This window comes from Thiomonas sp. TH-17, assembly GCF_057473305.1.
The window spans coordinates 1-13161 of the sequence record NZ_JBYCKI010000059.1; the positions used below are offsets into that span (position 1 = coordinate 1).

Consider the following 13161-nt stretch of genomic DNA (forward strand, 5'->3'; position numbering starts at 1 on the left):
AATCGGACAACCCCAGCATCACGCGGGATGTGTCGGGCGAGGGCGTGCAGCAGGCTTTGCTCAAACTCATCGAAGGCACGATGGCCTCGGTGCCGCCACAAGGCGGGCGCAAGCATCCCAATCAAGATTTCATCCAGGTCGATACGACCAATATTCTGTTCATCTGCGGCGGGGCGTTCGACGGTCTGGAAAAGGTGATCCGCAATCGTTCCGAGAAGTCGGGCATCGGTTTTTCGGCCACGGTCAAAACTCAGTCTGAGCGCAGTGTCTCCGAGACTTTCCTTCAGGCTCAGCCGGACGATCTCGTCAAGTTCGGCCTGATTCCCGAACTGGTGGGCCGTCTGCCGGTGGTCGCCGCGCTGGAAGAACTTGATGAGCCCGCGCTGATCGAAATTCTCACGGCGCCCAAGAATTCGCTGGTCAAGCAATACCAGAAGCTGTTCGAGATGGATGGCATCAAACTGGAGTTTCGCCCGGCCGCACTCGATGCGATTGCGCACAAGGCGCTTGAGCGCAAGACTGGCGCCCGCGGACTGCGCTCCATCGTTGAGCAGGCGCTGCTTGACCTCATGTTCGACCTGCCCAATGCGCAAGGCGTGGCGAGCGTCGTCGTTGACGAAAACGTGATTGCGTCCGGCGCCAAACCGCTGCTGATCTACCAGGATGCGGCGAAGGCGTCGGGAACCTGACGGCAGCCAGCCGGCGGTTGCAAGCAGGAGGTTGCCAGCATCGCCTGCTTGCAAATTCAGCCTGAGTCCCCATCTGCACACCAACTTATTTTCGGGTGACCTACATGTCCGATATCCCTGAGCAAAACACCGACCTCACTGCACTGCCGCTGCTGCCTTTGCGCGATGTGGTCGTTTTTCCCCACATGGTGATTCCCTTGTTTGTGGGGCGTCCCAAGTCGATCAAGGCGCTGGAATCGGCCATGGAAAGCGGCAAGCAGATCATGCTGGTCGCGCAGAAGGCTGCGGCCAAAGATGAGCCCAAGCCCGACGATCTGTTCGAGGTGGGCTGTCTTTCGAGCATTTTGCAGATGCTCAAGCTGCCTGACGGCACGGTCAAGGTGTTGGTTGAAGGCGCGCAGCGGGCCAACGCCCTGAACATCAGGGACAACGGCGACTATTTCGCCTGCGAGGCTGTGCCCATCGAATCCAGTTCGGAAACCAGTGCGGAATCCGAGGCGATGCGGCGCGCGGTGGTGGCGCAGTTCGACCAGTACGTGAAGCTGAACAAAAAAATCCCGCCTGAAATTCTCACCTCGATTTCCGGCATCGATGACCCGGGCCGTCTGGCTGACACCATCGCCGCGCATCTTCCGCTCAAACTGGAACAGAAACAGTCTGTGCTCGATCTGCACGACGTGCATGCCCGTCTGGAAAATTTGCTTGAACAACTCGAACGTGAAGTCGGCATTCTTCAAGTCGAAAAGCGTATCCGTGGTCGGGTGCGCCGCCAGATGGAAAAAAGCCAGCGCGAGTACTACCTGAACGAACAGGTCAAGGCCATCCAGAAAGAGCTGGGCGAGGGCGAAGACGGCGCGGACATCGAAGAGATCGAGAAAAAGATCAAGGCCGCGCGCATGCCCAAGGACGCCAAGAAGAAGGCTGAAGGCGAGCTGAAAAAACTCAAGCTCATGTCACCGATGTCGGCGGAAGCTACGGTGGTGCGTAACTACCTCGACGTGCTGATCAGCCTGCCGTGGGCCAAGAAGAGCAAGGTGCGCCACGATCTGGCATTTGCCGAGGCGGTGCTGGAGGAAGATCACTACGGTCTCGAAAAGGTCAAGGAACGCATCCTGGAATATCTCGCGGTGCAACAGCGCGTGGACAAAGTCAAGGCGCCGATTCTTTGCCTGGTTGGCCCTCCGGGGGTGGGCAAGACCTCGCTGGGTCAATCCATCGCTCGCGCGACCGGGCGCAAGTTCGTGCGCATGGCCCTGGGCGGCGTGCGGGACGAGGCCGAGATTCGTGGTCATCGCCGCACCTACATTGGCGCCATGCCCGGCAAGATCCTGCAGAGTCTGAACAAAGTGGCGGTTCGCAACCCTCTGTTCCTGCTCGACGAGGTGGACAAGCTCGGCATGGATTTCCGCGGCGATCCGTCCTCTGCCTTGCTGGAAGTGCTCGATCCCGAGCAGAACCATACCTTCAGCGATCACTATGTCGAAGTTGATTTCGACCTGTCCGATGTGATGTTTGTCGCCACCTCGAATTCGCTCAACATTCCCCCGGCGCTGCTCGATCGGATGGAGGTCATTCGTCTGGCCGGCTACACCGAGGATGAAAAGGTCAGCATCGCCCAGCGTTATCTCCTGCCCAAGCAGATGAAGAACAACGGGGTGGAGAAAGACGAGCTCGACGTGACGGAAAGCGCTATTCGAGGCCTGATTCGCTACTACACGCGCGAGGCTGGGGTGCGCTCGCTGGAGCGTGAGATTTCGCGCATCTGCCGCAAAGCGGTCAAAGGACGCTTGCTGAAAACCTACACCGATCAGGTCGTGGTCACCGAAGACAACCTTCACGACTTCATTGGTGTGAGGCGTTTTAACTTCGGCATTGCTGAAAAGCAGAGCCAAGTCGGTCAGGTGGTGGGCTTGGCCTGGACCGAAGTCGGCGGAGATTTGTTGACCATCGAGGCGACTGCCATGCCCGGAAAGGGCGCCATTCTGCGCACCGGATCTCTGGGCGATGTGATGAAAGAGTCGGTCGAAGCTGCTCGCACGGTGGTACGGGTTCGCTCACGTCGCCTTGGCATCAAAGACGAGTTGTTCGAGAAGCGCGATCTGCACATCCACGTTCCCGAAGGCGCGACGCCCAAGGATGGTCCGAGCGCCGGTATTGCCATGACGACTGCGATCGTCTCCGCGATGACGGGCATTCCCGTCAAGGCTGAAATTGCCATGACTGGCGAAATCACCCTGCGGGGCGAGGTGCTTGGAATCGGCGGCCTGAAGGAGAAGCTCCTCGCGGCGCTGCGAGGAGGAATCAAGACGGTGCTGATTCCCGAAGAAAACGTCAAGGATCTGCAGGAGATGCCCGAAAACGTGAAGGCCAACCTGACCATCATTCCGGTGAAATGGATTGATCAGGTCTTGGACCTGGCGCTTGAGCGCGTTCCCGTGGCACTGGAAGACGAAATTCCCGCCAAGGCCGTTGAAGTGCCAGCAGCGCCAGTGGATGCGCCGGTTTCTGAGACCGCGCGTCACTGAGCGGTTCACCAAAAGCTCAATGAAATAGCGCTTGCAACAACGGAAAAAATCGGTATAGAATGCTGGTTTGCTTTCGGGGGTATAGCTCAGCTGGGAGAGCGCTTGCATGGCATGCAAGAGGTCAGCGGTTCGATCCCGCTTACCTCCACCAAGTAAATCAAGCAATAAAACTGAAGGTTTAGTCCCCTTCGTCTAGAGGCCTAGGACACCGCCCTTTCACGGCGATAACACGAGTTCGAATCTCGTAGGGGACGCCAGATTCAACAAACCGAATCTGCATGGAGTGGTAGTTCAGTTGGTTAGAATACCGGCCTGTCACGCCGGGGGTCGCGGGTTCGAGTCCCGTCCACTCCGCCAATTTATAAATAAATATCAATGGATTAGCGTATAAGCTAATCCATTTTTTTTGGCAAAAGGCTTTGGCGGGTTTGGTAGGACTATGGCGCCGATGCCGCCCCGCGAATACCCTGGGAACGAATACCGGCAGACCTATTCGCCAATAGTACTGGCCCGTCGCTCTATGTTGAGTTCAAGCGGCCACATATTGACGCACATGTTCTTCAGCATGCACGGCATCCCCAGATGCGGACGAGTTCATGGGTGTATGCAATAGATGCACGGCCTCCTGCATGGCTTCTCCGACGAGCATCACGCAAGGCGAGCCTACTTCCTTGGTTTGAATGGTGTTGCAGAGGTCGGCTAGGCGGGTAGCGACGAGGCGTTCTTCTGTGCAACTGACGGCCTGAACCAGCATCGCAGGTGTTTCGGGGGGAAGCCCCCCCTGCAGCAGTCCCGCTTCGATGGAGGAGGCTTCGGCGACTCCCATGTAGATGGCCAGGGTCAGACCTGATTGGGCGAGTGCCGACCATCGCAGCGGGCTGCCATCGGGTTGACGGTGGCCGGTGATGAATGCCACACCCGGTGCATGGTGTCGATGGGTAAGGGATGTGCGCGCTGCCGCCGCTGCTGCCATCCCGGCCGTGATGCCAGGAACGACCTCAACTTGGAGACCGGCTGTGCGCAAGGCTGAAATTTCTTCTCCAGCCCGACCAAAAACCAGTGGGTCGCCCCCTTTGAGGCGAACGACACGCTCGCCACGAAGGGCCTCATACACCATGAGTCGCTCGATGAATTCTTGTGATGTGCTGGCACACCCGCCACGCTTGCCGACTGAAACGATGCGGCAGCCCGCCGCGAGATGTTTCAGACAGCCGGGATTCACCAGGTCGTCGACCAGGGCCACTGTGGCTTGCTGCAGCACGCGTACTGCCTTGAGGGTGAGCAACTCCGGATCGCCCGGACCTGCGCCGACGAGGTGGACGGTGAGTCGAGGAGGGTCAGCGGGGCTGAGCATGGGGGGGCTCCGTGCGTGAGCAGGTAAGTGGAGTAGAAATCGTTGGCGCCTTGGCAAACGTGCTAGCGGGGGCCATGATGACCTCGCACATGGCGCGGATGCTGGCCATCTGTCGCGCCAAGGGCTCAGGCGGCAGCAAATAGCCGTCGAGCACGGCATGTGTCCAGTCCGCGCTGGAGTTCAGGTCGAGTCCATCAGGCATATGCGGGCACGGAATGAACGGCGCACCGGCTGGCCACTTTTGCACTGCGCCGCCCGCGTGCAGACCGAGGCGTTCGGTATCTCGATTGGGGTGGCCCACGGCCTCTCCCTCGCAACCGCGAAGCAGCAAGGTGGGCTGCCGCAAGGCAAGCAAAACCTTTTGCATTAGCTGCGCATACTCAGGATGGGTGTAGGCCGTCACGAGCAGGCTGGGTGACTGCAGGGGATTGAGCATCTTGACCACTGAGTGACCGCCGTTGCGCACGCCGAGCACGTTGCGCCATTGCAGCAATCGGTGCAGCTCTGGGCTGAGGGTGTTCAGTGGCAGCAGCACGGCTTCGTTTTGTTCGAGCCACTGTTGCGCCTGCTCGACCCCCGAGGCGACATGCATACCCAGTGCTTTCCACAGGGGCTCGGTGGGCAGACGTCCGTGCTCAGTGGAGGGGGCGTCGATCACCAGAACGGGAAAGCCTTGTTCGCGCAGGAGTGCGGCGAGCAAGGGTACCTGGTTGGGCAAGCGGCGAGCGCCGTTCGCGCTGGGAATGACCACGACGGGACGTGCGGTGCGCACCACCATGGGAGCGATGACATCCTGCACGGCCAGGGTGAAACCTTCAAGCTCTTCGGCGCTCTCGCCCTTCATGCGCAAGGCCAGCAGGAGGCCGCCGATCTGGGCGTCAGAGACTTCGCGCCGCAGCAGCCAGCCCATCAGAATGCGGGCTTGTTCGCGGCTCAGATTGCGGCTGCCGTCTGCGCCGCGGCCGATGGTGCGCAGCATCGACAGGGCATCGGGATTGAATCGGCCCGGGCCGGTTTCAAGCGCTACGGGAAGCTGGGATGCGGGGTTGAACATGGCGAGAACCTCCTGAATCGGTTACAGCAAGAATCAGGCCGGAACCCGTGCGCCGTCGCGCACGATGCGCCGCAGTTCGGGCAGGCAGGAGCCGCAGTTGGTGCCGCATTTGAGTTGTTGCTGCAGCGCGGCGAGTTGCATGTCAGCGTCGCCCATCAGCGTGGGCAGCAGGGCGTCAATCTGGCTTTGCCAGACATCGAAACAGTTGCACACCTGGTGGCCGGGGCGGGGCAGATTGGCCGGTGGCGTGGTGGAGGGCAGCAGCAGCCAGCGGCCATAGGGCTTGGCGCTCGCTTCGCTTTGCAGCAACTCGCGCAGCCAGCCTTGCGCCACCACGCTGTCGGCCGGGCCGCTGAGCAGCGCGGCGTCGATGCGCTCGCCTGTCAGCCGCACGGCACGGCGCACGCCGCGGCCAGGGTCGGCGTAGTGCAGCGCGGCGCTTCCCTGCACGCCGAAATGGGCTTCGATGCGCGCCAGCAACTCGGCAGGTGGTGCACCGCGTGCCGCAGCGCGCAGCAGCAGGCCGGTGCGCTCGCGGCCAAAGGGCACGCACATGACGAAGGGCAGTTCGGCCAGCTCCTGCATCAGCGTGGCGCGCAGCGCCTGGGCGCTGGCGTCAGGCATCCAGCCGAAGGCGGCGAGGTGCCAGCTGAGGTTGGCGGCCTCCACCCGCACCGCGCTGTGCTTGAGTTCGGGCTGGAAGGAATAGGGGTCGATGACGGGCAGGGTGAGGCCGTTGACGCCTAGCCGCGCCACGCCTTCGGCATTGCGCCCGGCGAGGTATTCCGCGCCCCAGTGCATGGCGATGAAGGCTTGGCCGGGGCGCACGGTGTCGGTGGCGCGGGCGGGAAGGATGAGGTCACCGCGGCGCGAGGACACGCGCAGCAACTCGCCGTCGCTCAGGCCGCGCCGGGCGATCTCGCTGGGGTGCAGGTCGATGCAGGGCTCTGGTGCATGGTTGAACAGGCGTGGCACCGAACCGGTGCGACTCATGCCATGCCACTGGTCGCGCAGGCGGCCTGTGGTCAGCGCCATGGGGTAGCGTGCGTCGCAAGGCTCGGCGACGGGCTTGAAGGCTTCGTCGAAAAACCGGGCGCGTCCATCTGCCGTGGGGAATAGGCCGTCTGCGTACAACCGCGCTTTGCCGGCGCTCGCACCGGCGGGGTAGGGCCATTGCTGCGGGCCGTCGCGTTCCAAAGTGGCCCATGACAAGCCGGTGATGTCGAGGTCACGGCCTCGGGTGCTTTCGCGGTGCTCGTTCCAGACGGCTTCGGGCGTGGCGTAGGGGAAGAGGGTGAGCTTGCCGTTCAGACGCGCGGGGAGCAGGGCTTCGAGACGGCGAGCGAAGTCCGCCGCAATCGCCCAGTCGTCGCGCGCCTCGCCGGGTGCTGCGGTGGCGGCGCGCACGCGGCTGATGCGGCGCTCGGAGTTGGTCACCGTGCCGTTCTTCTCGCCCCAGGTGGTGGCGGGCAGCAGTACGTCGGCGTAAGGCACGGTGGCCGCGGTGGTGTAGGCCTCCTGCACCACGACGAGTTCGGCGGTTTCCAGCGCTCGGCGTACCAGCGCCTGGTCGGGCAGCGACTGCGCCGGGTTGGTGCAGGCGATCCACAGCGCCTTCATCTTGCCATCGGCGGCGGCCTGGAACAGCTCGATGGCGGTCTTGCCGCGCTGCGCCGGCACGTCGGTCACCCCCCAGAGTTTGGCTACTTCGGCGCGGTGCGCGGGGTTGGCCAGATCACGATGCGCCGACAGCAGATTGGCCATGCCGCCCACTTCGCGTCCGCCCATGGCATTGGGCTGGCCGGTGAGCGAAAATGGCCCCGCTCCGGGTTTGCCGATCTGGCCGCAGGCGAGATGCAGGTTGATGAGCCCGGCGTTCTTCGCCGTGCCGCTGCTCGACTGGTTCAGCCCCTGGCAATACATCGTGAGCGTGGGCTGGCGCGACCGCGGTGCGGCGTCAGGCGCGCCCAGCGCGAACCAGCGCGCGGCGGTGACGATGTCCTGCGCCTTCAGCCCGCACAGATTGGCAGCAACCGTCGGGCTCATGTCGCGCACCCGCTCGCGCAGTGCGGCATAGCCGCTGGTGTGCGCCGCGATGTAGGCGGGGTCGACCAGGTCTTCCCACACCATCACATGCAGCATGGCGTGGAACAGCGCGACGTCGGTGCCGGGCAGCAGTTGCAGGTGCAGGTCGGCGAGTTCGGCGGTTTCGGTGCGGCGCGGATCGATGACGATGATGCGCATCTCGGGCCGCCTGGCCTTGGCCTTTTCGATGCGGCGGAAGGTGATGGGATGCGACCACGCCGCATTGCTGCCCGCGAGCACCAGACTGGCTGCATGGTCGATGTCGTCGTAGTTGCACGGCGGCGCGTCAGCGCCGAGCGTGACCTTGTAGCCGGCCACCGCGCTGCTCATGCACACGCGGGAATTGGTGTCCACATTGTTGGTGCCGACCAGCCCCTTGGCCAGCTTGTTGAAGACGTAGTAGTCCTCGGTCAGCATCTGCCCCGAGATGTAGAAACCCACGCTGTCGGGCCCATGCTCGGCGATGATGGCGGCGAAGCGCTGCGCCACATGGTCGAGCGCTTCGTCCCAGCGCACCGCACGGCGTGGCGCATCGCGCTGCGTGCGCAGTTCGGGCCGCAGCGCGCGCACCTGCGGCAGCAACTCCGGCTTGACGCTCAGGTGCAGCGCGCCGCCCTTGGTGCACAGCTTGCCGAAGTTGGCCGGATGATCCGGGTCGCCGCGAACACCCGTGATGCGCCCGTCCTCGGTCTTGATGAGCACGCCGCAGCCTACGCCGCAATACGGGCAGGTGGAACGCACCTCACGCATCGTGCCCTCGGGCACGATGGCGATGCTGCGGGCGGGCAGGTCGGCGGCGTTCATCAGTGGGCGCTCGCGCAGGCTGCGCCGTCACAGTGCGCGTCGGCCATGGCGGACATCGAGGCAATCGGCTCCAGCAACTGGTCGCTACGCAGGTAGACCTGTTCGCCTTCCACTTTCACGTCGAAGGCCAGGGTGCAGCCCTCGTCCGGCGCTTGCGCGCGGCCGTCATCGAGCCGGATGGTCCAGTTGTGCAGCGGGCAGGCGACCGATTCACCGAACACGATGCCCTGGCTCAGCGGGCCGCCCTTGTGCGGGCAGCGGTCGAGCAGGGCGTAGATGCGGTCGCTGGCGGTGCGGAACAGGGCGATGTCCACGCCGTCCGGGCGGCGCACGCGGCGTGCGCCCAGGGCGGGAATCTCTGACAGGGTGCAGACAGGAGTCCAGTGGCTGGTGCTCATGCCGACTCTCCCTGTGCTGCGGCAACCGGCACGATGGGAATGAACTGCCGCGTATCCACCTGCGCCTTGTCGAACTCGAACCACGGGTCGGGCTCGCCCTGCAGTGCGAACTGCAGCCGCTCCCACAGCGCCTTGCGGCCCTCGGCGTCGGCCAGGATGCGCTGTTTCACAACGTCCAGCCCGACGCGGGCGATGTAATGCACGGTGCGTTCCAGATACCAGCCTTCCTCGCGGTAGAGCTGGATGAAGGCGCCGGTGTATTCCAGCACTTCCTCCTGCGTCTTGAGCTTGACCAGGAACTGCGCGACTTCGGTCTTGATGCCGCCGTTGCCGCCCACATACATCTCCCAGCCGGAATCGACGCCGATGATGCCTACGTCCTTGATACCGCTTTCCGCGCAGTTGCGCGGGCAGCCGCTGACGGCAAACTTCACCTTGTGCGGCGCGTACATGCGCCAGGTGGCGCGCTCCAGCAGCTTGCCCAGCGCCGTGCTGTCTTGGGTGCCGAAGCGGCACCATTCGCTGCCGACGCAGGTCTTCACCGTGCGAAGCGCCTTGGCGTAGGCGTGGCCGCTGGGCATGCCGATGTCGGCCCACACGGCTTGCAGGTCTTCCTTTTTCACGCCCAGGAGGTCGATGCGCTGGCCGCCGGTCACTTTCACCGTAGGGATGTTGTACTTGTCCACGGCGTCGGCGATGCGGCGCAACTCGGCAGCCGAAGTCTCGCCGCCCCACATGCGCGGAATCACCGAATAGGTGCCGTTTTTCTGGATGTTGGCGTGGCTACGCTCGTTGATGAAACGGCTTTGCGGATCATCCTTGGCCTCGTGCGGCCAGGTGGAAATGAGGTAGTAGTTCACCGCCGGGCGGCAGCTCGAACAACCGTTGGGCGTGCGCCAGCCGAGCTGGGCGTACACGTCGGCGATGGTGAGCAGATGCTGTTTTCGGATGGCGTCGCGCACCTCCTGGTGGTTGGCGTCGGTGCAACCGCAGAGCGCCTTTTTTTTCGGCGTGGCGGAGAAGTCGCCGCCCGCGGTGAACATCAGGATCTGCTCGACCAGCCCGGTGCACGAACCGCAGGAGGCGCTGGCCTTGGTGTGTTTGCGCACTTCATCGAGGGTGAACAGCCCCTTGTCCTTGATCGCCTTGACGATGGCGCCCTTGCACACGCCATTGCAACCGCAGACCTCGTCGCTGTCGGCCATCAGCATGGCCTTGTTCTGGCCTTGATGGCCGGCGTCGCCTAACGCGCTTTCACCGAACATCAGCTTGTCGCGTATGTCACTTACCTTGCGACCTTCACGCAGCAGCTTGAAGTACCACGATCCGTCCACCGTGTCGCCATACAGGCAGGCGCCGACCAGCTTGTCATCCTTTACCACGAGACGCTTGTAGACCCCAGAAAACGGATCGGACAGCACGATGTCTTCGCAGCCCTCACCGCCCATGAAATCGCCCGCCGAAAACAGGTCGATCCCGGTGACCTTGAGCTTGGTGCTGGTTTGGCTGCCGGTGTAGCGGCCAATGCCCATCTGGGCCAGATGATTGGCCGCCACCTTGCCCTGCTCGAACAGCGGCGCCACCAGGCCGTAGGCAATGCCGCGATGCGCGGCGCATTCGCCCAGGGCGTAAATGCGCGGGTCGGTGATGGTCTGCAGCGTGTCGCTCACCACGATGCCGCGATTGCAGTGAATGCCGGCCTTCTCCGCCAACGCGGTATTGGGGCGGATGCCCGCGGCCATCACCACCAGATCGGCGGGAATTTCGCTGCCGTCCTTGAACTGCACGGCGCGCACCCGGCCTGATTCATTGCCCAACAACGCCTGCGTCTGCGCGCCGATGAGGAACTTGAGGCCGCGGTCTTCCAGCGATTTCTGCAGCAGCTTGCCCGCCACATCATCGAGCTGGCGCTCCATCAGCCAGGGCATGATGTGCACCACGGTCACGTCCATGCCGCGCAGCATCAGGCCGTTGGCCGCTTCCAGGCCCAGCAGACCGCCGCCAATGACCACCGCGTGCTTATGCGTCTTCGCGGTCTCGATCATGGTCTCGGTGTCCTTGATGTCGCGGTAGGCGATCACCCCGTCCAGCTCCTTGCCCGGCACCGGCAGGATGAAAGGCAGCGAGCCTGTTCCCAGCAGCAGGCGGTCGTAGGGGGCTTCGAGGCCGTCATCGGTGCGCACCACGCGCTTGATGCGGTCGATCTCCACCACCGTCTTGCCGGTGTGCAGGGTGATGCCGTTGTCGGCATACCAGTCCAGCGGGTTGAGGATGATCTGCTCGATGGTCTGCTCCCCGGCCAGAACGGGAGAGAGCAGGATGCGGTTGTAGTTCGGGTGCGGCTCGCTGCCGAACACGGTGATGTCGTAGAGGTCGGGCGCGAGCTTGAGCAGCTCTTCCAGCGCCCGCACCCCGGCCATGCCATTGCCGACGAGAACCAGTTTGGATTTGTTCATGATGCGAAGTCCATTGGGTTGCACGCTGCGCCTCAGGCCGCCTTGGCCTGCGGGTGCGCCTGGCGCTTGTAGAGAAACTCCAGCACCTGGGCGCGCAGGTGGGCGTAGTGCGGGTCTTCGCTCAGAGCCAGACGTTCGCGCGGGCGCGGCAGATCGACCGTGAGAATTTCACCGATGGTCGCGGCAGGGCCGTTGGTCAGCATGACGATGCGGTCGGACAGCAGCACTGCCTCGTCCACGTCGTGCGTCACCATCACCACGGTGGCGCCGCTTTTCGCCACGATGCCTTGCAACTCGTCCTGCAGTCTGGCGCGGGTGAGGGCGTCGAGTGCGCCGAAGGGCTCGTCCATCAGCAGCACCTTGGGTTCCATCGCCAGCGCGCGGGCAATGCCGACGCGCTGCTTCATGCCGCCGGAGATTTCGTGCGGATGTTTGTGCGCCGCGTGCGGCAGACCAACGAGTTCCAGCGCGGCCTGGGTGCGGGCCTTGAGCTGCACCTTGGTTTCGTTCGCGCCGAACACACGCTCCACGCCGAGGTAGATGTTGCCGTAGCAGGTCATCCAAGGCAGCAGCGAGTGGTTCTGGAACACCACCGCGCGGTCAGGGCCTGGCGCGTGGATTTCGCGGCCGTCACACACCATCACTCCGGAGGACGGCAGGGTGAGTCCGGCGATGAGGTTGAGCAGGGTGCTCTTGCCGCAGCCGGAATGGCCGATCAGGCTGATGAACTCGCCCTTGGCGATGTCGAGGTGGATGCCCTTGAGCGCGTGAAAAGGGCCGCGCGCGGTGTCGAACACCATCTCGACGTGTTGGATGACGATGAAGCGTTCCATGATGATGGCCTTTTGTGTTTTGCGTGATGGAAGGATCAGCGCGCTTCGTCGTAGCTGAAGCGCCGCGCAATCAGCATCAGCGCGCCTTCGAGCACCATGCCGGTGACGCCGATGACCAGAATGGCGATGATGATGTGGGCGAGATTGAGGTTGTTCCACTCGTTCCACAGCCAGAAGCCGATGCCGGTGCCGCCTGTCAGCATTTCAGCGGCGACGATCACCAGCCAGGCGGTGCCGACCGACAGCCGCACCCCGGTCATCATGTAGGGCATGACCGAGGGCAGCAAAATCTTGGTGAACACCTTCCAGGTGGAGAGGTCGAGCACGCGGGCGACGTTCAAATAATCCGCCGGAATGCGCTGTACGCCGATGGCGGTGTTGATCATCATCGGCCAGATCGAACAGATGAAGATGGTGTAGATGGCCGCCGCCGGCGCATTGCTGAACACATACAGACCGATGGGCAGCCAGGCCAGCGGCGACACCGGGCGCAGCAGACTGATGAGGGGCGAGAGCATGCGGTTCAAAAACTGCACGCGGCCAATGGCGAAGCCCAGCGGAATGCCCGCCAGCGCCGCCAGACCAAAGCCGTAGGCCACGCGCTGCAGCGAGGCCAGCAGGTTCCAGCCGATGCCCACATCGTTCGGCCCGTTGTCATAAAAGGGATGCGCAAACACCTTCTGCGCCGACTGCCAGGTGACCAGCGGCGAGGGGAATTGCGCGCTGTGTTCGGCAGCCAGTTCCCATACCAGCAGCAGGAGTGCGAAGCCCATCAGCGGGGCGATGAGGCGCAGCGCGATCTGGCGGTTCTTCGCGCGTTGCCGCTCCGCCGGGCTCACGGTGCGGATGGCGGGTTTGCTCGTGGCTACGGTGGGGGCTTCGGGTGAGGCGCCCTCCGTCGCAGAGGCTTCAAACGATCCGCCCGGGGCGGAAAAGACGGCAGTGTTCATGCTGGACTCCTGG

9 protein-coding genes and 3 tRNA genes are annotated in these 13161 nt (G+C 63.4%); 5 read left to right on the forward strand and 7 right to left on the reverse strand.

What is annotated here, in order from left to right:
• The 5 genes from AC2VLV_RS03995 to AC2VLV_RS04015 all read left to right on the forward strand — a co-directional run.
• A partial coding sequence (locus tag AC2VLV_RS03995; RefSeq protein ID WP_486988747.1) for an AAA family ATPase occupies positions 1-689 on the forward strand: 689 nt, incomplete at its 5' end.
• A gap of 104 nt (positions 690-793) precedes the next feature.
• Positions 794-3214, forward strand: a complete 2421-nt coding sequence (gene lon / locus AC2VLV_RS04000) for an endopeptidase La (RefSeq protein WP_486988748.1) — start codon at positions 794-796, stop codon at positions 3212-3214.
• Between the two features lie 75 nt (positions 3215-3289).
• Positions 3290-3365: transfer RNA gene (locus AC2VLV_RS04005), tRNA-Ala, on the forward strand.
• A 30-nt stretch (positions 3366-3395) separates the two neighbouring features.
• Positions 3396-3471 (forward strand) — tRNA-Glu (locus AC2VLV_RS04010).
• Positions 3472-3494: 23 nt separating this feature from the next.
• Positions 3495-3571 (forward strand) — tRNA-Asp (locus tag AC2VLV_RS04015).
• Positions 3572-3743: 172 nt separating this feature from the next.
• Here AC2VLV_RS04015 and cobA read toward each other — a convergent pair.
• The 7 genes from cobA to ntrB are packed head-to-tail and all read right to left on the reverse strand — an operon-like array spanning position 3744 to position 13148.
• On the reverse strand, positions 3744-4568 hold the full coding sequence (cobA, locus tag AC2VLV_RS04020) for a uroporphyrinogen-III C-methyltransferase (protein ID WP_486988749.1): 825 nt from the start codon (positions 4566-4568) through the stop codon (positions 3744-3746).
• Entirely contained in the window at positions 4552-5622 is a 1071-nt protein-coding gene (ybiB, locus tag AC2VLV_RS04025) for a DNA-binding protein YbiB (RefSeq protein ID WP_486988750.1), read from the reverse strand. Before ybiB ends, cobA begins: the two co-directional genes overlap by 17 nt.
• A 33-nt stretch (positions 5623-5655) precedes the next feature.
• The gene (locus AC2VLV_RS04030; protein ID WP_486988769.1) at positions 5656-8457 is read right to left on the reverse strand and encodes a nitrate reductase; all 2802 of its coding nucleotides are present in this window, start codon (positions 8455-8457) and stop codon (positions 5656-5658) included.
• Positions 8458-8510: 53 nt separating this feature from the next.
• Positions 8511-8909: a nitrite reductase small subunit NirD gene (nirD, locus tag AC2VLV_RS04035; protein WP_486988751.1), complete on the reverse strand. Its 399-nt coding sequence runs from the start codon at positions 8907-8909 to the stop codon at positions 8511-8513.
• Entirely contained in the window at positions 8906-11365 is a 2460-nt protein-coding gene (nirB, locus tag AC2VLV_RS04040) for a nitrite reductase large subunit NirB (RefSeq protein ID WP_486988752.1), read from the reverse strand. Before nirB ends, nirD begins: the two co-directional genes overlap by 4 nt.
• 32 nt (positions 11366-11397) lie before the next feature.
• Positions 11398-12198 carry an ABC transporter ATP-binding protein gene (locus AC2VLV_RS04045; RefSeq protein WP_486988753.1) on the reverse strand — a complete coding sequence of 267 codons (801 nt, stop codon included), beginning with the start codon at positions 12196-12198 and terminating at the stop codon, positions 11398-11400.
• Positions 12199-12233: 35 nt separating this feature from the next.
• On the reverse strand, positions 12234-13148 hold the full coding sequence (gene ntrB, locus AC2VLV_RS04050) for a nitrate ABC transporter permease (protein WP_486988754.1): 915 nt from the start codon (positions 13146-13148) through the stop codon (positions 12234-12236).
• Positions 13149-13161: the final 13 nt, after the last annotated feature.

What these genes read in the sequence shown, in the direction of transcription:
- lon (WP_486988748.1), top strand. Translation starts at nt 794, where the DNA reads ATGTCCGATATCCCTGAGCAAAACACCGACCTCACTGCACTGCCGCTG.
- cobA (WP_486988749.1), bottom strand. Translation starts at nt 4,568, where the DNA reads ATGCTCAGCCCCGCTGACCCTCCTCGACTCACCGTCCACCTCGTCGGC.
- ybiB (WP_486988750.1), bottom strand. Translation starts at nt 5,622, where the DNA reads ATGTTCAACCCCGCATCCCAGCTTCCCGTAGCGCTTGAAACCGGCCCG.
- AC2VLV_RS04030 (WP_486988769.1), bottom strand. Translation starts at nt 8,457, where the DNA reads ATGCGTGAGGTGCGTTCCACCTGCCCGTATTGCGGCGTAGGCTGCGGC.
- nirD (WP_486988751.1), bottom strand. Translation starts at nt 8,909, where the DNA reads ATGAGCACCAGCCACTGGACTCCTGTCTGCACCCTGTCAGAGATTCCC.
- nirB (WP_486988752.1), bottom strand. Translation starts at nt 11,365, where the DNA reads ATGAACAAATCCAAACTGGTTCTCGTCGGCAATGGCATGGCCGGGGTG.
- AC2VLV_RS04045 (WP_486988753.1), bottom strand. Translation starts at nt 12,198, where the DNA reads ATGGAACGCTTCATCGTCATCCAACACGTCGAGATGGTGTTCGACACC.
- ntrB (WP_486988754.1), bottom strand. Translation starts at nt 13,148, where the DNA reads ATGAACACTGCCGTCTTTTCCGCCCCGGGCGGATCGTTTGAAGCCTCT.